The sequence below is a fragment of the Pseudodonghicola flavimaris genome, assembly GCF_030164425.1.
GTDB classification, from domain to species: domain Bacteria; phylum Pseudomonadota; class Alphaproteobacteria; order Rhodobacterales; family Rhodobacteraceae; genus Pseudodonghicola; species Pseudodonghicola flavimaris.
The window spans coordinates 54835-74603 of the sequence record NZ_JASNJD010000003.1 but is presented as its reverse complement, the minus strand read 5'-3'; the positions used below and the strand labels follow the sequence as shown (position 1 = coordinate 74603).

Here is a 19769-nt window from a genome sequence, read left to right as displayed (position 1 = left end):
ATGGGATCCTATATCCTTCGCCGCCTGCTGTTGGTGATCCCGACACTGCTGGGCATCATGGTGATCAACTTCGTTCTGGTGCAATTCGTTCCCGGCGGGCCGGTGGAGCAGATCATCGCGCAGATGGAAGGCGGCGGCGACGTCTTCGAAAGCTTCGCCGGCGGCGGTGCCGATGTGCAGACCCAGAGCGCGGCCAACGAACGCTATGTCGGGGCGCGGGGCCTGCCGCCGGAGTTCATCGCCGAACTGGAGAAGGAATTCGGCTTCGACAAGCCGCCGCTGGAACGGTTCCTGAACATGATGTGGAATTACATGCGGCTGGACTTCGGCCAGAGCTATTTCCGCTCGATCGGGGTGACCGACCTGGTGCTGGAAAAGATGCCGGTGTCGATCAGCCTCGGGCTGTGGTCGACCATCATCGCTTATCTGGTGTCGATCCCGCTGGGCATCCGCAAGGCGGTGAAGGACGGTTCCAGCTTCGACACCTGGACCAGCGGGCTGATCATCGTCGCCTATGCGATTCCGGGGTTCCTGTTCGCGATCCTGCTGCTGGTGCTGTTCGCCGGCGGGTCCTACTGGCAGGTCTTCCCGCTCAGGGGGCTGACCTCGGACAACTGGAGCGATCTGAGCCTGATGGGCAAGATCGGCGATTACTTCTGGCATATCGCCCTGCCGGTCATCGCCTCGACCATCGCCGCCTTTGCGACGCTGACGCTGCTGACCAAGAACAGCTTTCTCGACGAGATCAAGAAACACTACGTGATGACCGCCCGGGCCAAGGGGCTGTCGGAACGCAAGGTGCTCTACGGTCATGTCTTCCGCAATGCGATGCTGATCGTGATCGCCGGCTTTCCTGCCGTCTTCATCGGCGTGTTCTTCTCCGGCTCGCTGATCATCGAAACGATCTTCTCGCTCGACGGGCTGGGACGGCTGGGGTTCGAGGCGGCGGTGGCGCGCGATTACCCGGTGATCTTCGGCACCCTCTTCATCTTCGGGCTGCTCAGCCTGGTGGTCGGGATTCTCAGCGACCTGATGTATGTGCTGGTCGATCCACGCATCGATTTCGAGAAGCGGGAGGGCTGAGTTATGGCGCTTTCTCCGCTCAACCAGCGCCGCTGGGGCAATTTCAAGCGCAACCGGCGGGCCTTCTGGTCGCTGTGGATCTTCGCCGTGCTGTTCGGCCTGTCGCTGTTCGCCGAGTTTCTGGCCAACGACAAACCGATCCTGGTGCAGTACCGCGGCGGCTATTACATGCCGATCTTCCGCTTCTATCCGGAAACCGCCTTCGGTGGCGACTTCCAGACCGAGGCGATCTATCGCGATCCCGAGGTGCAGTGCCTGATCGCCTCCGGCGGGCTGGAGGACTGTTTCGACACGCCGGAGGAGATCATGACCGCGATCGCCGACGACAGGTTCGACACCACCACCGAAGGCTTCCAGAAGGGCTGGGCGATCTGGCCGCCGATTCCCTATTCCTTCAACACCACCGTCGACCGGCCCGGCGCCGCACCGCTGCCGCCGAACCGGCAGAACTGGCTGGGCACCGATGACACCAAGCGCGACGTGCTGGCCCGGGTGATCTACGGCTTTCGGCTGTCGATCCTGTTCACCCTGCTGGTCACCGGCGCCGCCAGCCTGATCGGCATCTTCGCCGGCGCGGTACAGGGGTTCTTCGGCGGCTGGCTCGACCTGATCTTCCAGCGCGCGATCGAGATCTGGTCGGCGACGCCCTCGCTCTATGTCATCATCATCATGTTCGCGATCCTGGGACGCAGTTTCTGGCTGCTGGTGGCGCTGATGGTGCTGTTCTCCTGGACCTCTCTGGTGGGGGTGGTGCGGGCTGAATTCCTGCGTGCCCGCAACCTGGAATATGTCCGCGCCGCCCGCGCGCTGGGGGTAGGCAACCTGACCATCATGTTCCGCCACATGCTGCCCAACGCCATGGTGGCGACGCTGACCATGCTGCCCTTCATCGTCACCGGCACCATCGGCGCGCTGGCGAGCCTCGATTTCCTCGGATTCGGGCTGCCGTCCTCGGCTCCCTCGCTGGGGGAGATGACGCTGCAGGCGAAACAGAACCTGCAGGCGCCCTGGCTGGCCTTCACCGCCTTCACCGTCTTCGCGCTGATGTTGTCGCTGCTGGTCTTCATCTTCGAGGGCGTGCGCGATGCCTTCGATCCCAGAAAGACCTTCTCATGAGCGCCTATACCTGTTCGTCCCGCACCCAATGCCGGCGGAATGGCCTGTTCGGCACCGCCGTGGCGCTGTCGGCGATGATCCTGGGCTGGAGCGGGGTTGAGCTTGCTTCCGGGGCCGCGGAGGGCGCGACCGTGCTCTGGGGGCTCCTGCGCCTCTGGCTGCTGCCGCTGCTGCCCTGTGTGCTGTCCGTCGGTCTCTGGGCCGGTCTGCGGTTCAGCGGACGGGCGCCGGGGCGGCTGGCGACGGCGCTGGCCATCGCCGGGGCCGGCTGGGGCGTCGTGGCCCTGAACGCGGTGGTGCGGCTATGAGCGTTCTTGAGGTTCGCGACCTGCGCGTGGCCTTTCGCCAGGACGGCCGGCGGATCGAGGCGGTGCATGGCGTCTCCTTCTCCGTCGACCGTGGCGAAACGGTGGCGCTGGTGGGTGAAAGCGGCTCGGGCAAGTCGGTTTCGGCGCTGTCCACCCTGTCGCTCTTGGGCGAGACGGCCGAGGTGTCGGGCTCCGTCACCTATAACGGCCAGCAGATGATCGGCGCCTCGGAGGCTGATCTGCGCCGGGTCCGGGGCAACGATATCAGCTTCATCTTTCAGGAGCCGATGACCTCGCTCAACCCGCTGCACACACTGGAAAAACAGCTGGGCGAATCGCTGGCGCTGCATCAGGGGCTGGTCGGCGCGGCGGCGCAGGCGCGGATCCTCGACCTGCTGACCAAGGTGGGCATCCGCGATCCCGAAACCCGGCTGTCGGCCTATCCGCACCAGCTGTCCGGCGGGCAGCGGCAGCGGGTGATGATCGCCATGGCGCTGGCCAACAAGCCCGACATCCTGATCGCGGACGAACCCACCACGGCGCTGGACGTGACCATCCAGGCGCAGATCCTCGAATTGCTGGCGGAGCTGAAGGACGCCGAGGGCATGGGGCTGTTGTTCATCACCCACGATCTGGGCATCGTGCGGCGAATCGCCGACCGGGTCTGCGTGATGAAGGACGGTGAGATCGTCGAAACCGGCCCGACCGAGACGATCTTTGCCGATCCGCGGCACCCCTATACCCGCAAGCTGCTTGCCGCCGAACCCTCGGGCGAACCCGACCCGGTGGCCGAGAGCGCCGAAGAGATTCTGACCGCCGATCATCTCAAGGTCTGGTTTCCGATCCAGAAAGGGCTGATGCGCAAGACGGTGGACCATGTCCGCGCCGTCAACGATGCAAGCCTTGCGGTGCGGGCCGGCGAAACCCTGGGCATCGTCGGGGAAAGCGGATCGGGCAAGACCACGCTGGCGCTGGCGCTGATGCGGCTGATCGCCTCGGAGGGGGGGATCCGGTTCCGCGATGACGACGTGCGCAAATGGTCGACACGGGAATTGCGGCGGCTGCGCAAGGATATGCAGATCGTGTTCCAGGATCCCTTCGGCAGTCTCAGCCCACGGATGACCTGTGCCCAGATCATCGGCGAGGGGCTGGCGGTGCACCGGGTCGACCCCGACCGCGCCCGCCGCGATCTGGTGGCCGAGGCGATGCGGGAAACCGGGCTGGACCCGGCGGCGATGGATCGCTACCCGCATGAATTCTCCGGCGGGCAGCGGCAGCGGATCGCCATTGCCCGCGCCATGGTGCTGCATCCCCGCCTGCTGGTGTTGGACGAGCCGACCTCGGCGCTGGACATGACGGTGCAGGTGCAGATCGTGAACCTGCTGCGCGACCTGCAACGCAAGCACGGGCTGGCCTATCTGTTCATCAGCCACGATCTGAAGGTGGTGCGCGCCATGTCGCATAAGGTCATGGTGATGAAACAGGGCGATGTGGTGGAAACCGGCACGGCGGAAGAGATCTTCGAACGTCCGAAAACCGATTACACCCGCGCGTTGATCGCCGCAGCGGGATAGGGGGACCCGCCCTGTTCGGGGCGGGCCTGTCCGAAAGATCAGATCGCCGAGCTGTGGCCGGCCTTGCTCAGGTCATAGGCGTCGAAGCTGCGCGCGATCATCCGGGCCAGCGGCCGCGCCTCCTGCCGGATCGCCAGCGCGTCCGGGCCGATCTCCAGCATGCCGGGAAAGGCGCGGGCGGTCTCGGCGAACATCGCCTGCAGCTGCGCTTCGGGCAGGGTGAAACGGTCGCGGATTTCGGCGGCATCGATGCGGAACTCGCACATCAGCATCTCGATCATACGGCCGCGCAGCCGGTCCTCATCGGTGAAGACATGGCCGCGGCTGGTGGAGAATCGGCCATCGCGGATCGCCGCGGTATGGGCCGAGGTCGCCGGGGCGTTCTGCGCATAGCCCTGCGGAAAGCGCGAGATCGACGAGGCGCCGACGCCGATCAGAACCTCGGCCTGATCGTCGGTATACCCTTGAAAGTTGCGCTTCAGCGTTCCGGCCTGCAGCGCCCGGGTCAGACCGTCCTCGGGGCGGGCGAAATGGTCGATGCCGATCTCGGCATAGCCGTCCCAGAGAAACAGTCGCCGGGCGGTGTCGAACAGCTCCAGCCGCGCCTCCGGCGTCGGCAGTGCCTCAGACGGGATCAGCTGTTGCCGCTTGGCCATCCAGGGCACATGGGCATAGCCATAGAGCGCCACCCGGTCGGGGTTCAGCGACAGCAGCTTCTGCACGCTTTCGGTCATCCGCGCGCGGGTCTGATGCGGCAGGCCGAAGAGAATATCGGCGTTCAGGCTTTCGATGCCGCGGGCGCGGATCATCTCGATCGCCTTGCGCGTCACCTCATAGCCCTGAATGCGGCCGATGGTTTTCTGGATTTCGTCGTCGAAGTCCTGAACCCCGATGGAGGCGCGGTTCATCCCCGCAGCCGCCAGCGCATCGAGCCGGGCATCGTCGATTTCGTTCGGGTCGATCTCGACCGAGAATTCGGCGTCCGGCCCCAAGGGGGCCACCGCGAAGATCGCCTGTGCCAGATCGGTCATCAGATCGGGGCTGAGGAGCGTCGGCGTGCCGCCGCCCCAGTGCAACCGCGACAGCGTCACCCCTTCGGGCAGCCGGCCGGCCAGCAACCTCAGCTCTTCCTTCAGCGTCTCGACATAGGCGATGACGGGAGAATCGCTCTGCGTGCCCTGGGTGCGGCAGGCACAGAACCAACAAAGCCGCCGGCAGAAGGGGACATGCACGTAGAGCGAAATCTGGCTCCCCTCGGGAACCGATGCGATCCACGCGCCAAATTGATCCCCGTCCACCGCAGCGCCGAAATGCGGTGCGGTCGGATAGCTGGTGTAGCGCGGAACACGCGCATCAAATAAACCCAGCTCGGCCAATTGAGATTTCACGGACATGACATTAAGCTAATTTGGATGCTCGGCTATATGCCTTGACCCAGATCAATTGAGGCCCCGATGTCTGTCATGACCCACCATATCTCCGGCAATTGCGCGGATTGTCCGATCCGCCACCGGGCGGTCTGTGCGCGGTGTGAGCAAGACGAGCTCGAAGAACTGGAAAGCATCAAGTATTATCGCAATTTCGAAGCCGGCCAGACCATTCTCTGGTCCGGCGACAAGATGGGCTTCGTCGGGACGGTGATTTCCGGCATCGCCTCGCTGACCCAGACGATGGAGGATGGCCGCACCCAGATGGTGGGGCTGTTGCTGCCGTCGGATTTCGTCGGCCGCCCCGGGCGCGACGGTTCGGCCTATGACGTGACGGCGACCACCGATGTGGTGATGTGCTGCTTCCGCAAGAAACCCTTTGAGACGCTGATGGCGCAGACCCCGCATATCGCGCACCGGCTGCTCGAGATGACGCTGGACGAGCTCGATGCGGCGCGGGAGTGGATGCTGGTACTGGGCCGCAAGACCGCGCGGGAGAAGATCGCCTCGCTGCTGTCGATCATCGCCCGCCGCGATGCCTCGCTCAGCCCCAATGGCCCGGCGGGGCCGATGGTCTTCGACCTGCCGCTGACGCGGGAGGCGATGGCGGATTACCTGGGCCTGACGCTGGAAACCGTCAGCCGCCAGATGTCGGCGCTGAAGAAGGACGGGGTGATCCTGCTGGAAGGCAAGCGCCACGTCACCGTGCCAGACATGGGCCGGCTGATGGAAGAGGCCGGTGACGACAGCGATGGCGGGCTGATGGCCTGACGCGGCCGCGTCCTGTTCCACTTCTGATCTCAAATCTGCGGGGCAGGGGCGAATGCCGTGCCGTCCTTCGCCGAAAAAGAACCGCCCGGTCCTTGCGAACCGGGCAGCACGGGATCAACCGATCACAGCGCTCAATGCGCCATGAAGATCGGAATTGTCGCCTGTTCCAGCATGTTGCGGGTCGCCCCGCCAAGGATCGCCTCGCGGAACCGCGAATGGCCATAGGCCCCCATCACGATCATGTCGGCGTTGGTGTCGGTGGCATGGCGCAGCAGGATGTCGGAGATCCGCGGCATGGTCTTGCTCAGCACATCGATCTCGCAGCTCACACCGTGGCGCGACAGCATCTGCGACAGAAGGCCACCGGGATCGGAGCGTTCCGGGCCGTGCTGCGGCGGATCGATCACCACGATCCGTACCTGTTCGGCAGCGATCAGGAAGGGCAGCGCCTTGCGGATCGCGTCCATCGACTCGACGCTTTCGTTCCAGGCCACCAGCACGGTATTGGGCTGGCCCTTGGGTGTACAGTTGTCGGGCACCACCAGCACCGGCGCACGGCCTTCGAACAGGGCGGCCTCAACAATCGGTTCGGCCTCGGCCCCGAGTGCTTCGCCATAGGGACGCGGCAGCACCACCAGATCTGAAAAACGGGCGCGATAGGCGACGTGACGTCCGAGATCGGCGATCTGCGCCACCCCGTCCTCCACCGACCAGCGGATGTCCGACAGGCCGAGCTTTTCCTTCGCATAGGCCAGCGTGGCCTCGGCTTCGGCGCTGGCGCGCTCCAGGGTTTCCTGAAGGATCATCGCGTTGGCGCCGGCGTAATAATACCCGGTCTGGGTACGGTCCACACCAAGGCAGAGCGCCTCGGCATGGGCATCCTGTGCCTCCGCCAGCGCGATCAGCTGCGCGATGGTGGCGTCTGACACCTTCGGATCGGTCAGAACGGTCAGCAGGGATTTGTAAGCCATTGGAACCTCTTTGTCTTAGGCTCTTCCAACGAGACCGCCGGAAGCCTTGAGAACTTAGTTTCAATGCCTGTCACAGAAATGGCAAGGGCGTCTTGATGCAGATCAAGGTGTCGACCGGGGGGCTTTTGCATGTAAACTGAGGTCTGAACCCGTCTGGCGCGGCGCAAGAATCGCGCGGGACAAGGCAAAGGGACGTGAAATGCCTAATACGATCAAGCTTATTGCGCTTGGTTTGGTGACATTGTTTGCAGCGATGGCCGCCAACTACGCGCGTGATTTGGCCTACATGGTCCACGCCATCATCGTGATGCTCGTGGCCGGTGGCCTGTTTCTCTACACCCTGCGGAAAACCGGCGAACCGGTTCTCGCGACCCCGAAAAACGAATATCTCGACAGCGTCGTGCGCGCCGGCGTGATCGCCACCGGTTTCTGGGGCGTGATCGGCTTTCTGGCAGGCACGTTCATCGCCTTTCAGCTGGCCTTCCCGCAGCTGAACTTCGACTGGCTGCAGGGGCATGGCAACTTCGGTCGCCTGCGTCCCTTGCATACCTCGGCGGTGATCTTCGCCTTTGGCGGCAACGCGCTGATCGCAACCTCCTTCTATGTGGTGCAGCGCACCAGCGCCGCCCGTCTCTGGGGCGGTAACCTCGCCTGGTTCGTGTTCTGGGGCTACCAGCTGTTCATCGTGCTGGCGGCCACCGGCTATCTGCTGGGCGCCACCCAGTCGCGCGAATACGCCGAGCCGGAGTGGTACGTCGACTGGTGGCTGACCATCGTCTGGGTCGCCTATTTGGCGGTGTTCCTGGGCACGATCATCAAGCGCAAGGAACCGCATATCTACGTCGCGAACTGGTTCTACCTGTCCTTCATCGTCACCGTGGCCATGCTGCATGTGGTCAACAACATCTCGATCCCGATCTCGATCTGGGGCTCGCGGTCGGTTCAGGTGATGTCGGGTGTGCAGGACGCCATGACGCAATGGTGGTACGGCCACAACGCCGTGGGCTTTTTCCTGACCGCCGGCTTCCTGGGGATGATGTACTACTTCATCCCGAAACAGGCCGAGCGTCCGGTGTTCTCCTACAAGCTGTCGATCATCCACTTCTGGGCGCTGATCTTCATCTACATCTGGGCCGGTCCGCACCACCTGCACTATACCGCGCTGCCTGACTGGGCCTCGACGCTGGGCATGGTGTTCTCGATCGTGCTGTGGATGCCCTCCTGGGGCGGCATGATCAACGGGCTGATGACGCTTTCGGGCGCCTGGGACAAGCTGCGCACCGACCCGATCATCCGGATGATGGTGATCTCCGTCGGCTTCTACGGCATGTCGACCTTCGAAGGCCCGATGATGTCGATCCGCGCCGTCAACTCGCTGTCGCACTACACCGACTGGACCATCGGTCACGTCCACTCCGGTGCGCTCGGCTGGAACGGCATGATCACCTTCGGCGCGCTCTACTTCCTGACGCCGGTGCTGTGGAAACGCGAACGGATCTATTCCGTGCAGCTGGTCTCCTGGCACTTCTGGCTCGCCACCATCGGCATCGTGCTCTATGCCGCGTCGATGTGGGTGACCGGGATCATGGAAGGCCTGATGTGGCGTGAAGTGGATGCCAACGGCTTCCTGGTGAACTCCTTCGCCGATACCGTGGCGGCCAAGTTCCCGATGTATGTGGTGCGGGGTCTGGGCGGGGTTCTCTACCTCACCGGTGCCGTCATCATGGTCTACAACCTCATCATGACTGTCCGTAGGGCACCGGCCAAAGAGGCCAGCCTCGCAGTCACGGTGCCGGCCGAATAAGGGAGGACGCACCGATGGCAATTCTCGACAAACACAAAATCCTCGAGACCAACGCGACCCTGCTGCTGATTTTCAGCTTCCTGGTCGTGACGATCGGCGGCATCGTGCAGATCGCCCCGCTGTTCTGGCTGGAAAACACCATCGAGAAGGTGGAGGGCATGCGTCCCTACACCCCTCTCGAACTGGCCGGGCGCGAGATCTACATCCGCGAGGGCTGCTATGTCTGCCACAGCCAGATGATCCGCCCGATGCGGGACGAGGTCGAACGCTATGGCCATTACTCGCTGGCGGCGGAGTCGATGTACGACCACCCGTTCCAGTGGGGCTCCAAGCGGACCGGGCCGGATCTGGCCCGGGTGGGCGGGCGCTATTCGGATGAATGGCACGTCGACCACCTGACCAACCCGCAATCGGTGGTGCCGGAGTCGGTGATGCCGAAATACGGGTTCCTCAAGCACAAGATGGTCGAGGGCCAGTATATCGAGGACGTGATGAAGACCCATGCCTTCGTCGGCGTTCCCTATACCGACGAGATGCTGGAAAATGCGCAGGCGGACTTCCTCGCCCAATCCAACCCGGACAGCGATTACGACGGTCTGGTCGAGCGCTACGGCGAAGACAGCGTGAATGTGCGCAACTTCGACGGCCAGCCCGGTGTTTCGGAAATGGATGCGGTCATCGCCTATCTGCAGATGCTGGGTACGCTGGTCGATTTCTCGACCTTCACGCCTGACGAGAGCCGCTGAGGAGGGCCGAATGGAACATTACACGTTTCTACGGCAATTCGCGGACAGCTGGATGCTGCTGCTTCTCTTCGCCTTCTTTGTGGGCGTGGTGATCTGGGTGTTCCGCCCGGGCAGCAGCAAGACCTACCGCGACACGGCGGACATCCCGTTCCGGCACGAAGACAAACCCGCGACGGATAAGGAGGCGCGGACATGAGCAAGGCACCCCAAAAACACAAGGGCGACCCAGAAACGACCGGCCACAGCTGGGACGGGATCGAAGAGTTCAACAACCCGCTGCCGCGCTGGTGGCTCTGGACCTTCTATGCCTGCATCATCTGGGCGATCGGCTATACCATCGCCTATCCGGCCTGGCCGGGTATCAAGAGCGCCACGTCCGGCGTTCTGGGCTGGTCGACCCGGGGCGATGTCGCCCAGGACATCGCGGCGGTGAACGAGGCCAACGCGGCGATCAACGCGCGGCTGGTGTCGACCGAACTGACCGAAGTCGCGGCAGAGCCCGACCTGAACAGCTATGCGGTTTCGGCCGGGGCGGCGGTGTTCAAGACCTGGTGCGCCCAGTGCCATGGCTCCGGCGCTGCCGGCGCCAAGGGCTATCCCAACCTGCTGGACGACGACTGGCTCTGGGGTGGGGACATCGAAGCGATCCACTACACCGTCACCCATGGGGTGCGGAACGAGGATGACGGCGATGCCCGCTATTCGCAGATGCCGGCCTTCGGGCGCGACGAGCTCTTGAGCGATGAGGAGATCGATCAGGTGGTCAACTTCGTGATGTCGCTGAGCGGCAGCGCGCAGGACGGCACCATGGTCGAGCCGGGCTCGGTGGTCTTCGCGGACAACTGCGCCTCCTGTCACATGGACGACGGCACCGGCGACCGCGAGCAGGGCGCACCGAACCTGACCGATGCGATCTGGCTCTATGGTGGAGATTACGACACCATCAAGGAGACGGTGGTGAACGCCCGTTTCGGCGTGATGCCGGCCTGGGGGTTGCGTCTGAGCGAGCATGAAATTCGTGCTGCGGCGCTCTACGTCCACCAGCTCGGGGGCGGCGAGTAAGCCCGGAAGAATTCCTGCGGGCCGTTGCTGCGGCCCGGCGGGACGGCGCCGGCTTTTCGATCTGTTCGCGCGTTTCCTGGAAAGCCGGCGCCGATTAGATACATATCGTACGCAGATTATACGGGCCCGTCCAGAGTTCCCCTCTGGGCGGGCCCGATCCGTTTGTCTCCATCCTGAGGGCGGAGCCTGCAGCAGTCAGCGGCGCGTCGGGCCCGGGGTTTCCCCGGCGCGATACCACCAGTGGCCCTGCGGCAGCCAGCGCCGCCGCTCTTCCCGTGCTGCCGGGTAATCCGGCGGTGTGCTGCGGGTTGCGGTCATGAAAGTCTTGGCCAAGATATCCAGCATCCTATGATCCTTTCCCAGTGATCCTCTCTGCTGTTATCCTTGGCCGAAACGGGGAGTCGCGCCATTCAAATGGAAAACGAATATGTAAGCTGGGGTTTCAGATGAACTGGCTGCAGATGCCCCCGCTCGCGGCGCTGCGGGCCTTTGCCGCCTTCGCCGAAACCGGCACGTTGCAGCAGGCCGGGGCGGCGCTGAACGTCAGCCATGCGGCGGTGAGCCAGCAGCTGCGGCAGCTGGAGGCGCATCTGGGGGTGACGCTGTTCGACCGGTCGGGGCGGGGGCTGACCCTGACGGCGGAGGGGCGCCAGCTGGCCGATGCGTTGACGCTGGGCTTCGGGGCGATCCATGCGGCGGTGCAGGACCTGGCCGGCCGGGCCGCCGACCGGCCGCTGCATGTCAGCGTGACCCCCAGCCTGGCGGGCTACTGGCTGCTGCCGCGACTGGCCGGGTTCTCCGAGAAGCACCCCGATGTCAGCCTGCGGGTCGACCCCTCGCCTCAGCTGGTCGACCTGCAGCCGGGCGGCATTGATCTGGCGCTGCGGCACGGCGAAGGCGGCTGGCCTGGACTGGAGAGCGAACCGCTGTTGCCGGCGCCCCTGTCGGTGGTGGCCGCGCCGGCGCTGCTGGCCGGACGCCGGGTGGACAGCGCCCAGGACCTGGCCGATCTGCCCTGGATCGAGGAGCTGGGCACCAATGAGGCGAGCCAGTGGCTGTCGACCGAAGGGGCGGTGCCGGATATCACCCGCCGCATCCATCTGCCGGGCAACCTGACGCTGGAAAGCGCCCGGCAGGGGCAGGGGCTGCTGTTGATCGTGCGTCTCTTCGTCGAGGCCGATCTGGCCGCCGGCCGGCTGGTCGAACTGTTCCAGAGCCGGCCCGACGGGGGATACCACATCGTCCACCGCCCCGGCCCGCTGCGCCCCGCCGCCCGCGCCTTCATCGCCTGGCTCCGGCGCGAGGCGCGCAGCACGGCGCCGCCCGCCGCCTGAGGCCCGCGTGCGATCCGGTCGGATCGAGGCCGGAGGCGGGGCGCTAATCTTCTAGGGGCAGGGGGCGGTGAAGCTGATCAGCGTTGTTATGTCGCAGGGAGGCGGGGCAGGGGCGCTGTACCGGTGGCGCCCCCTGAGGCTAAAGATATTTGCCCGATAGGTATTATTGACCCAAATCAAGGTGACCTTGTGACCCGGATGGGACAAGGCGCAGAACCCAGACCTTTGACCCCGGAGTGAATCCGTGACCGATTCCAACCCAGCCCCCAGCCTTTATTCCGCCAGGGAGCCGATCTTTCCCCGCCGCGTGTCGGGAAAGTTCAGGAACCTCAAATGGATCCTGCTCTCCCTCATGCTCGGCGTCTATTACATCACCCCCTGGATCCGCTGGGACCGCGGGCCGGAGCTGCCGGATCAGGCGGTGCTGCTCGATCTGGCGAACCGCCGGTTCTATTTCTTCTGGATCGAGATCTGGCCGCATGAATTCTATTTCGTGGCGGGGCTGCTGATCATGGCGGGGCTGGGGCTGTTCCTGTTCACCTCGGCGCTGGGGCGGGTCTGGTGCGGCTATGCCTGCCCGCAGACGGTCTGGACCGACCTCTTCATCCTTGTCGAACGCTGGGTGGAGGGCGACCGCAACGCGCGTCTGCGGCTGCACCGTCAGAAAAAGCTGGATTTCCGCAAGGTGCGGCTGCGGCTGACCAAATGGGTCGTCTGGTTTCTGATCGGCCTGGCCACTGGCGGCGCCTGGGTGTTCTATTTCGCCGATGCGCCGACACTGCTGCACGATCTGGTGACCGGTCAGGCGCATCCGGTGGCCTATACCACCATGCTGGTGCTGACCTTCACCACCTTCTTCTTCGGCGGTTTCGCGCGGGAACAGATCTGCATCTACGCCTGCCCGTGGCCGCGGATCCAGGCGGCGATGATGGATGAGGATACGCTGGTTGTCGGCTATCGCGAATGGCGCGGCGAGCCGCGCGGCAAGCACCGCAAGGCGGAAGGGGCGGAACAGCTGGGCGATTGCATCGACTGCAATGCCTGCGTCAACGTGTGCCCGATGGGGATCGACATCCGCGATGGCCAACAGCTGGCCTGTATCACCTGCGCGCTCTGCATCGATGCCTGCGACGACGTGATGGCCAAGGTCGGCAAACCGCGTGGCCTGATCGATTACATGGCGCTCAGCGACGAGGTGAACGAACGCTCGGGGCAGGCGCCGCGCAGCGTGTGGAAACATATCCTGCGGCCGCGCACGATCCTCTACACCACCCTTTGGTCGCTGGTCGGCGTCGGCCTTATTTTCGCGCTGTTCATCCGCCCCGATATCGACCTGACGGTGGCGCCGGTGCGCAACCCGACCTTCGTGACGCTGTCCGACGGCTCCATCCGCAACACCTATGACATGCGGCTGCGCAACAAGCATGGCGAGCCGCGTCCGTTCCGCCTGTCGGTGGTGGGCGATCCGTCGATGCAGATCCACCTCGAAGGGGTGGACGGGGATACGGTCGACGTGCCGGCCGATACCGCCTATCTTCAACGGGTCTATGTCGTCGCACCGAAAGAGTCCGCGCCGGCCCATGCCGAAGCCACCGATCTGCGCTTCTGGGTCGAGGACACGGTGAGCGGCGAACGGGCGTCGAAGGACAGCACCTTCAACGGCAGGGAGAACTGATCCGTGGCTCAACGCGAATTTACCGGGCGCCATGCCCTGATGGTCTTCGTCGGTGCCTTCGGCATCATCATCGGGGTGAATATCGCGCTGGCCTATAACGCGATCCGGACCTTTCCGGGGCTGGAGGTGCATAACTCCTACGTCGCCAGTCAGGAGTTCAACACCCGCCGGGCGGCGCAGGAGGCCCTGGGCTGGACCGTCGATGTCAAACACCAGGGCGGTCTGGTGATCATGGCGATCACGGATGATGCCGGCCAGCCGGTGCGCGTCGCCTCGATGCAGGCCAGCATCGGCCGCGCCACCGAGCGGCAGGACGATTTCCTGCCCGCCTTCGAATTCGACGGGATGGCCTATGTCGCCCCGGCGGAGCTGCGTCCCGGCAAATGGGACCTGCGGCTGCAGGCCCTGGCCGACGACGGGACCGAGTTCACCCAGCGGCTCGTCTTCTACGTGGCGGGCTGAGATGGCGGCGGTCGCCCCGATCCCGGGCCGGTGGCCCCTGGGGGGCCCGATCCTTAGGGACCGGGCGGCCGCGCCTGCATCGCTCTGCGATGCCTGCTCCGGCCCCCTGCCGGACGCTCCACGATTTTCCTTCCAATCTTCGGAAATCCCATGACCGCAGAGCTTCGCCCCCCCTCGGCCGCAGCCTGTCCCGGCTGTATCGCCGCCCCGGCGCAACCCATTGAAGAGACGCCCAAGGACGCGCGGCTGGCGCTGTCCCTGCCGGGGATCCATTGCCAGGCCTGTATCTCCACCGTGGAGCGCGAGCTGAACGCCACCCCGGGGGTGCATTCGGCGCGGGTGAACCTGACGCTGAAACGCGCCATGGTCGAGGCCGATCCCGAGATCCGCGCCGCCGATCTGATCCCGGTGCTGGAGCGCGCCGGCTATGAGGCGCACGAGCTGGACGCCGGCACCCTGCAGGCCACCCAGACCGACCGCACCGGGCGGGATTTGCTGATGCGGCTGGCGGTGGCCGGCTTTGCCTCGATGAACGTGATGCTGCTGTCGGTCTCGGTCTGGTCGGGGGCGACCGACGCGACGCGCGACATGTTCCACTGGATTTCGGCCGCGATCACCCTGCCGGCCATCGCCTTTTCGGCCAAGCCCTTCTTCGTCAATGCCTGGAGCGCGCTGCGGGTCGGGCGGCTGAACATGGATGTGCCGATCGTCCTGGCCATCGTCCTGGCGCTGGTCACCTCGATGTGGGAAACCTCGCTGTCGGGCGAGCACGCCTATTTCGACGCGGCGCTGACGCTGACGTTCTTCCTGCTGGCGGGGCGCTACCTGGACTATCGCACCCGCGCGGTGGCGCGCTCGGCGGCAGAGGAGCTGTCGGCGCTGGAAGTGCCGCGGGCCTGGCGGCTGACCGAGGATGGCGAAGAGGAAGTCGCCGTCGCCGAGCTGCGCATCGGCGATCTGATCCGGGTGCGCCCGGGCGGACGCATGCCCGTCGACGGAGAGATCACCGCCGGCCGCTCCGAACTGGACCGCTCGCTCCTGACCGGGGAAACCGTGCCGGTCTTTGCCGAACCCGGCGTGCCGGTCAGCGCGGGGGAGGTCAATCTGACCGGCCCCCTGACCATCCGCGCCACTGCCGTGGGAGAGGATACCTCGCTGCACCGGATGGCCGATCTGGTGGCAATCGCGGAATCGGGGCGCTCGCGCTATACTTCTCTGGCCGACAGCGCCGCCAAGCTCTATGCGCCGGGGGTGCATATCCTCTCCGCGCTCAGCTTCGTCGGGTGGTATCTCTATACCTGGGACGTGCGCACCGCGCTGAACATCGCCGCGGCGGTGCTGATCATCACCTGCCCCTGCGCGCTGGGGCTGGCGGTGCCGGCAGTGACCACCGCCGCCTCCGGGCGGCTGTTCCGCAAGGGGATGCTGATCAAACATGCCACCGCGCTGGAGCGGCTGGCCGAAGTCGATACCGTGGTCTTCGACAAGACCGGCACGCTGACCGCGGGCACGCCTGAGCTGACCAATCTGGGCGATCACACCCGCGCCGATCTGGAAATCGCGCTGGCGCTGGCCGAGGCCTCGTCCCACCCGCTGTCGCTGGCGCTGTCGCGCGCCGCGCGCGAGGCCGGGATCAAGCCCGCCACGCTCGGCGATCTGCACGAGGTGCCCGGCTATGGCACCGAGGCGATCTGGCGCGGTCGCACCGTGCGGCTGGGCCGTGCCGCCTGGGTCGGGGCCACGCAGGGCGCACAGACGGCGGCCTGGCTGTCGGTCGGCGGGGCGGAGGCCCGGCCCTTCGTCTTCTCCGACGCGCTGCGTCCGGGGGCCGCCGCAGCGGTGGCAGCGTTGCAGAAGGCCGGCAAGGAGGTGCTGCTGATCTCCGGCGATACCACCGCGGCGGTTGAGGCGCTGGCCGGGCGGCTGGGGATTTCCCGCTGGGTGGCGGAGGCTCTGCCGGAAGACAAGGCCGCCCGGATCGCCCAGCTGTCGGAGCAGGGCCGAAAGGTGCTGATGGTCGGCGACGGGCTGAACGACACCGCCGCGCTGGCGGCGGCGCATGTGTCGATCTCGCCGGCCTCGGCGCTGGATGCGGCCCGTGTCGCTTCCGACATCGTGCTGCTGGGGCAGGATCTGACCCCGATCGCCGAGGCCTGCGATGTCGCCCGCCGCGCCACCCGCCGCATCCGCGAGAATTTCCGTATCGCCACGGTCTATAACATCATCGCGGTGCCGTTGGCGGTGGCCGGTTTCGCCACGCCGCTGATAGCCGCATTGGCGATGTCCTCCTCCTCGATTACCGTATCGCTGAACGCGCTGAGGCTGAGGTGAGCCGATGGAAGTCCTGAGTTATCTGATCCCGATCTCCCTGACGCTGGGTGCGGTGGGGCTGGTTGCCTTCATCTACACGGTGAAATCGGGCCAGTACGACGACCCCGAGGGCGACAGTCGCCGCATCCTCAGCGACGAGTGGGACGATCACCCGAAACCCTGACGGCGGGGCAACGCGCGGGATGACATGAAAAAGGAGCGGCCGCCGGGCCGCTCCTTCTGTCTTCTGGGCACTGATTTCGCCGCCTCAGGAGGGGGCGATCAGGTTGCAGGTCAGGTTGCGGGCCTTCAGCCGGCGGCAGGCCAGCTCGGCGCTTTCCTCGCTCATCCCCATGAAATTGGCATCGAACCCGCGCTGGGTGTGCACCACCTTGCGCAGGGTGCCATCCAGGGTCTCCATCTCGGACAGGGCGGTGCGCAGCAGGGTCTTTTCCGCCTGATAGCGGTTGGGATAGCGGCCGACATTGATGCCCCAGTGCCGTTCCCCGGAAGTCGACAGGCGGGTGACGATCTCCTGCGGTTCGATCGGTTCCTCTGTGCTGGCGTCGGCCAGAACCGCCTCGCGCAGTTCGTCCGGGCGCATTTCCGGGCGCGGCGCCTGGGTCGGTGCCTCGCTGCCGCCGGAGGTCAGGATCGCCTCGGCGACGGCGGCGGCGATGACATCCGCGTCGGGCCCGCCCTCGGACCTGGCGACCAGTTCGGGATCGACGGTCGTGGCCGGGCTGCTGTCGCCGGGCCGCGCGATCGGGCGCAGGCTGGTCTGCACTGCGCCGACCAGACGCACCACCTTGCCGGCCTGGCCGTGGCCGCCATCGGAATTGCCGGCATAGGCGGGACGCGACGGCTTGCGGATCGGCGCCCGGTTCGGGGCCCGGCGGAAACCGAGGTCCAGAAGCTCTGCCACCTTGGCATTGCGCGAGGTGGAGGACTTGCCGCCGAAGACGGTGGCGATGATACGCTTGTCGCCGCGCTTGGCCGAGGCCACGAGGTTGAAGCCAGCCGCGCGGGTATAGCCGGTCTTGATACCGTCGGCGCCCCGGTAACTGTCGAGAATACGGTTGTGGGAGGTCACCGTCTTGATCCCGGCATTGGTACTGCGGCGCGAGAACAGGTTGTAATATTCGGGATAGTCGTAAAGCAGATGGCGGCCGAGGATCGTCATGTCATGGGCGGTGGACAGATGCCCGCTGGCGGTCAGTCCGTGCGCGTTCTTGAAGGTGGTCCGGGTCATCCCCAGCGCCTTCGCCGTGCGGGTCATGCGACGGGCAAAGGCGGCTTCGGAGCCGCTGATCGCCTCGCCGATGGCGGTGGCGGCATCATTGGCCGATTTCACTGCCGCGGCCCGCACCAGATAGCGCAGGGCGATCTTCTGGCCGGTGTGCAGCCCCAGCTTGGAAGGCTGCTCGCTGGCGGCGTTCTTCGACACCCGGACCATGGTGTCCATGGTGATTTCGCCGTTCCGCACCGCCTCGAAGGCGACATAGAGCGTCATCATCTTGGTCAGCGAGGCAGGGTGCAGCCGGGTATCGGCATTGGTCGAATAGAGCACCTCTCCGGTGCGGCCATCCATGACCATCGCGGCATAGGGCGCCGCCTGCGTCTGTCTGGGGGAGAATGTGATAAACAGGCAGCCCCAAAGGGCGACCATGATGAGAGCGGGGTATAGATTCGTCAGCCCATAGCGGGCCGACCGACTGCGCCGGACCTGCACGATGTTGCCTCTGTCTGCCTCGTCGCTCCCGGCTGGCCCGGGGCGATTTGTGAATTTTATTGATGAAAAGGTAGCATAGGAAATTATCAAAATAAACCCGCCGCTTGCGGCGCGGTGTTGAATTGCCGACCAAGCGGTTTCCAACATCTTGGGACCGGAACCGCTTCGGCCGCAACACTCGGTATTACTTAAAACTCTAAGTAAAGTGTCGCGGCGTCACGGCGGATCCGCCGCGGGTCACGGCAAATCAATTCGCCTCGATGGCTGCCACCAAATCGGGCAGTTCCCCCAGGTCGGCAATCGTGCGGTAGCGCGGCGAGTCCGTTGGCGGCTCGGCATGTTCGATGTCCCAGACCAGCCCGTGCGGCACATAGACGCCCCAGCCACCGGCGCGGATCGCCGGCACGACGTCCGAGCGCATGGAGTTGCCGACCATCAGCGCCCGTGCCGCGCCATCGCCGTGACGCGCGAAGATGCGGGCATAGACCTCGGGGGTTTTCTCCGACACGATCTCGACCCCGTGGAACAGATCGCCCAGCCCGGATTGCGCCAGCTTGCGTTCCTGATCCATCAGATCGCCCTTGGTGATCAGCACCACCCGATGGCTCTCGGCCAGCCGCTCCACCGCCGCGCGGGCATGCGGCAGCAGCTCGATCGGATGGGCCAGCATTTCCTGCCCGGCTTCGATCAACTCGCGGATAACGGGGGCGGGGACGCGGTCCTCGGTCACCTCCAGGGCGGTCTCGATCATCGACAGCACGAAGCCCTTGATGCCATAGCCATAGCGCCCGATGTTGCGCCGCTCCGCTGCCAGCAACCGGTCGGACAGGTGATCGGGGTCGGCGTAATCGGCCAGCAGCCCGGCAAAGCGGTCCTGGGTCAGGCGGAACCAGCGCTCATTATGCCACAGGGTGTCATCCGCATCGAAACCAACTGCCGTCAATCTGTCCGCCATGGCTTGTCAGTCCGCTTTCCCTTTTCTAAACCCGCCGGAACGTTATATGTAGGGGGACTTCACCCCATACCCCGGAACCGGATTAGAGCTTCGCGATGCTGCTACAGCCATTGATGATGACGGACAAGCAGGACGATGAAGACGAAACCTCCATCCTGCTGAAGACCCGGCCAAAGACCAAGAGACCGCCGCTGTACAAGGTGCTGCTGCTCAATGACGACTATACTCCGATGGAGTTCGTCGTCCATGTGCTGGAGCGATTCTTCAACATGACCCATGCTCAGGCATTCGAGGTCATGCTGACGGTGCACAAGAAGGGCGTCGCGGTTGTTGGCGTCTTCAGCCACGAGATCGCCGAGACCAAGGTGGGGCAGGTGATGGATTTCGCCCGCCGGCATCAGCACCCGCTGCAATGCACCATGGAAAAAGAGGAATAGGG

Annotated in this window: 20 protein-coding genes; 15 read left to right on the top strand and 5 right to left on the bottom strand. The window is 65.0% G+C overall.

Annotation, left to right across the window (positions count from 1 at the left end):
* Genes QO033_RS04880 through QO033_RS04865 form a run of 4 tightly spaced genes read left to right on the top strand, consistent with a single transcriptional unit; the run spans nucleotide 1 to nucleotide 4081 of the window.
* Nucleotides 1-1083, top strand: a complete 1083-nt coding sequence (locus tag QO033_RS04880) for a microcin C ABC transporter permease YejB (protein ID WP_284479821.1) — start codon at nucleotides 1-3, stop codon at nucleotides 1081-1083.
* Between the two features lie 3 nt (nucleotides 1084-1086).
* Nucleotides 1087-2199 (top strand): ABC transporter permease, encoded by a 1113-nt coding sequence (locus tag QO033_RS04875; RefSeq protein ID WP_284479820.1) that lies wholly within the window; start codon nucleotides 1087-1089, stop codon nucleotides 2197-2199.
* Nucleotides 2196-2507, top strand: coding sequence for a hypothetical protein (locus QO033_RS04870; RefSeq protein WP_284479819.1), 312 nt, complete (start codon nucleotides 2196-2198; stop codon nucleotides 2505-2507). The genes QO033_RS04875 and QO033_RS04870 overlap by 4 nt, the downstream gene beginning before the upstream one ends.
* Nucleotides 2504-4081 carry an ABC transporter ATP-binding protein gene (locus QO033_RS04865; protein ID WP_284479818.1) on the top strand — a complete coding sequence of 526 codons (1578 nt, stop codon included), beginning with the start codon at nucleotides 2504-2506 and terminating at the stop codon, nucleotides 4079-4081. The genes QO033_RS04870 and QO033_RS04865 overlap by 4 nt, the downstream gene beginning before the upstream one ends.
* 38 nt (nucleotides 4082-4119) lie before the next feature.
* Here QO033_RS04865 and hemN read toward each other — a convergent pair whose 3' ends face one another.
* Nucleotides 4120-5475 (bottom strand): oxygen-independent coproporphyrinogen III oxidase, encoded by a 1356-nt coding sequence (gene hemN / locus QO033_RS04860; RefSeq protein ID WP_284479817.1) that lies wholly within the window; start codon nucleotides 5473-5475, stop codon nucleotides 4120-4122.
* Nucleotides 5476-5535: 60 nt separating this feature from the next.
* Here hemN and fnrL point away from each other — a divergent pair, with 60 nt between their 5' ends.
* Complete coding sequence (gene fnrL, locus QO033_RS04855) at nucleotides 5536-6279, top strand: transcriptional regulator FnrL (RefSeq protein WP_284479816.1); 744 nt, start codon at nucleotides 5536-5538, stop codon at nucleotides 6277-6279.
* 131 nt (nucleotides 6280-6410) lie between these two features.
* Here fnrL and QO033_RS04850 read toward each other — a convergent pair whose 3' ends face one another.
* The gene (locus tag QO033_RS04850; protein WP_284479815.1) at nucleotides 6411-7250 is read right to left on the bottom strand and encodes a universal stress protein; all 840 of its coding nucleotides are present in this window, start codon (nucleotides 7248-7250) and stop codon (nucleotides 6411-6413) included.
* 199 nt (nucleotides 7251-7449) lie between these two features.
* On the opposite strand from QO033_RS04850, the gene ccoN reads away from it, so the two are divergent.
* From ccoN to ccoP, 4 genes are read left to right on the top strand one after another with little or no spacing between them, the layout of a single operon-like run.
* On the top strand, nucleotides 7450-9054 hold the full coding sequence (gene ccoN / locus QO033_RS04845; RefSeq protein ID WP_284479814.1) for a cytochrome-c oxidase, cbb3-type subunit I: 1605 nt from the start codon (nucleotides 7450-7452) through the stop codon (nucleotides 9052-9054).
* Nucleotides 9055-9068: 14 nt separating this feature from the next.
* Nucleotides 9069-9800, top strand: coding sequence for a cytochrome-c oxidase, cbb3-type subunit II (ccoO, locus tag QO033_RS04840; RefSeq protein WP_284479813.1), 732 nt, complete (start codon nucleotides 9069-9071; stop codon nucleotides 9798-9800).
* Between the two features lie 10 nt (nucleotides 9801-9810).
* On the top strand, nucleotides 9811-9996 hold the full coding sequence (locus QO033_RS04835) for a cbb3-type cytochrome c oxidase subunit 3 (RefSeq protein ID WP_284479812.1): 186 nt from the start codon (nucleotides 9811-9813) through the stop codon (nucleotides 9994-9996).
* Nucleotides 9993-10862 (top strand): cytochrome-c oxidase, cbb3-type subunit III, encoded by an 870-nt coding sequence (gene ccoP / locus QO033_RS04830; protein WP_284479811.1) that lies wholly within the window; start codon nucleotides 9993-9995, stop codon nucleotides 10860-10862. The genes QO033_RS04835 and ccoP overlap by 4 nt, the downstream gene beginning before the upstream one ends.
* 195 nt (nucleotides 10863-11057) lie before the next feature.
* Here ccoP and QO033_RS04825 read toward each other — a convergent pair whose 3' ends face one another.
* Nucleotides 11058-11207 (bottom strand): hypothetical protein, encoded by a 150-nt coding sequence (locus QO033_RS04825; RefSeq protein ID WP_284479810.1) that lies wholly within the window; start codon nucleotides 11205-11207, stop codon nucleotides 11058-11060.
* A 101-nt stretch (nucleotides 11208-11308) separates the two neighbouring features.
* On the opposite strand from QO033_RS04825, the gene QO033_RS04820 reads away from it, so the two are divergent.
* The 5 genes from QO033_RS04820 (at nucleotide 11309) to ccoS (ending at nucleotide 16827) form a co-directional block, all read left to right on the top strand.
* On the top strand, nucleotides 11309-12196 hold the full coding sequence (locus tag QO033_RS04820) for a LysR family transcriptional regulator (protein WP_284479809.1): 888 nt from the start codon (nucleotides 11309-11311) through the stop codon (nucleotides 12194-12196).
* 244 nt (nucleotides 12197-12440) lie between these two features.
* On the top strand, nucleotides 12441-13871 hold the full coding sequence (gene ccoG, locus QO033_RS04815; protein WP_284479808.1) for a cytochrome c oxidase accessory protein CcoG: 1431 nt from the start codon (nucleotides 12441-12443) through the stop codon (nucleotides 13869-13871).
* A 3-nt stretch (nucleotides 13872-13874) separates the two neighbouring features.
* Complete coding sequence (locus QO033_RS04810) at nucleotides 13875-14333, top strand: FixH family protein (RefSeq protein WP_284479807.1); 459 nt, start codon at nucleotides 13875-13877, stop codon at nucleotides 14331-14333.
* A gap of 150 nt (nucleotides 14334-14483) precedes the next feature.
* A complete protein-coding gene (locus QO033_RS04805; protein ID WP_284479806.1) occupies nucleotides 14484-16664 on the top strand; it encodes a heavy metal translocating P-type ATPase in 2181 nt (726 codons plus the stop codon).
* 4 nt (nucleotides 16665-16668) lie between these two features.
* A complete protein-coding gene (ccoS, locus tag QO033_RS04800; RefSeq protein ID WP_284479805.1) occupies nucleotides 16669-16827 on the top strand; it encodes a cbb3-type cytochrome oxidase assembly protein CcoS in 159 nt (52 codons plus the stop codon).
* 84 nt (nucleotides 16828-16911) lie between these two features.
* On the opposite strand, the gene QO033_RS04795 is transcribed toward ccoS, so the two are convergent.
* Nucleotides 16912-18312 carry a D-alanyl-D-alanine carboxypeptidase family protein gene (locus tag QO033_RS04795; RefSeq protein WP_284479804.1) on the bottom strand — a complete coding sequence of 467 codons (1401 nt, stop codon included), beginning with the start codon at nucleotides 18310-18312 and terminating at the stop codon, nucleotides 16912-16914.
* Nucleotides 18313-18622: 310 nt separating this feature from the next.
* On the bottom strand, nucleotides 18623-19330 hold the full coding sequence (locus QO033_RS04790; protein ID WP_284479803.1) for an HAD family hydrolase: 708 nt from the start codon (nucleotides 19328-19330) through the stop codon (nucleotides 18623-18625).
* A gap of 95 nt (nucleotides 19331-19425) precedes the next feature.
* Here QO033_RS04790 and clpS point away from each other — a divergent pair, with 95 nt between their 5' ends.
* Nucleotides 19426-19767: an ATP-dependent Clp protease adapter ClpS gene (gene clpS, locus QO033_RS04785; protein ID WP_284479802.1), complete on the top strand. Its 342-nt coding sequence runs from the start codon at nucleotides 19426-19428 to the stop codon at nucleotides 19765-19767.
* The last annotated feature ends 2 nt before the right edge of the window (nucleotides 19768-19769 follow it).

Bases quoted from the DNA above. Each gene is read 5' to 3' on its own strand.
- QO033_RS04880 (WP_284479821.1), top strand. From the start codon at position 1: ATGGGATCCTATATCCTTCGCCGCCTGCTGTTGGTGATCCCGACACTG.
- QO033_RS04875 (WP_284479820.1), top strand. From the start codon at position 1,087: ATGGCGCTTTCTCCGCTCAACCAGCGCCGCTGGGGCAATTTCAAGCGC.
- QO033_RS04870 (WP_284479819.1), top strand. From the start codon at position 2,196: ATGAGCGCCTATACCTGTTCGTCCCGCACCCAATGCCGGCGGAATGGC.
- QO033_RS04865 (WP_284479818.1), top strand. From the start codon at position 2,504: ATGAGCGTTCTTGAGGTTCGCGACCTGCGCGTGGCCTTTCGCCAGGAC.
- hemN (WP_284479817.1), bottom strand. From the start codon at position 5,475: ATGTCCGTGAAATCTCAATTGGCCGAGCTGGGTTTATTTGATGCGCGT.
- fnrL (WP_284479816.1), top strand. From the start codon at position 5,536: ATGTCTGTCATGACCCACCATATCTCCGGCAATTGCGCGGATTGTCCG.
- QO033_RS04850 (WP_284479815.1), bottom strand. From the start codon at position 7,250: ATGGCTTACAAATCCCTGCTGACCGTTCTGACCGATCCGAAGGTGTCA.
- ccoN (WP_284479814.1), top strand. From the start codon at position 7,450: ATGCCTAATACGATCAAGCTTATTGCGCTTGGTTTGGTGACATTGTTT.
- ccoO (WP_284479813.1), top strand. From the start codon at position 9,069: ATGGCAATTCTCGACAAACACAAAATCCTCGAGACCAACGCGACCCTG.
- QO033_RS04835 (WP_284479812.1), top strand. From the start codon at position 9,811: ATGGAACATTACACGTTTCTACGGCAATTCGCGGACAGCTGGATGCTG.
- ccoP (WP_284479811.1), top strand. From the start codon at position 9,993: ATGAGCAAGGCACCCCAAAAACACAAGGGCGACCCAGAAACGACCGGC.
- QO033_RS04825 (WP_284479810.1), bottom strand. From the start codon at position 11,207: ATGCTGGATATCTTGGCCAAGACTTTCATGACCGCAACCCGCAGCACA.
- QO033_RS04820 (WP_284479809.1), top strand. From the start codon at position 11,309: ATGAACTGGCTGCAGATGCCCCCGCTCGCGGCGCTGCGGGCCTTTGCC.
- QO033_RS04805 (WP_284479806.1), top strand. From the start codon at position 14,484: ATGACCGCAGAGCTTCGCCCCCCCTCGGCCGCAGCCTGTCCCGGCTGT.
- ccoS (WP_284479805.1), top strand. From the start codon at position 16,669: ATGGAAGTCCTGAGTTATCTGATCCCGATCTCCCTGACGCTGGGTGCG.
- QO033_RS04795 (WP_284479804.1), bottom strand. From the start codon at position 18,312: ATGGTCGCCCTTTGGGGCTGCCTGTTTATCACATTCTCCCCCAGACAG.
- QO033_RS04790 (WP_284479803.1), bottom strand. From the start codon at position 19,330: ATGGCGGACAGATTGACGGCAGTTGGTTTCGATGCGGATGACACCCTG.
- clpS (WP_284479802.1), top strand. From the start codon at position 19,426: ATGCTGCTACAGCCATTGATGATGACGGACAAGCAGGACGATGAAGAC.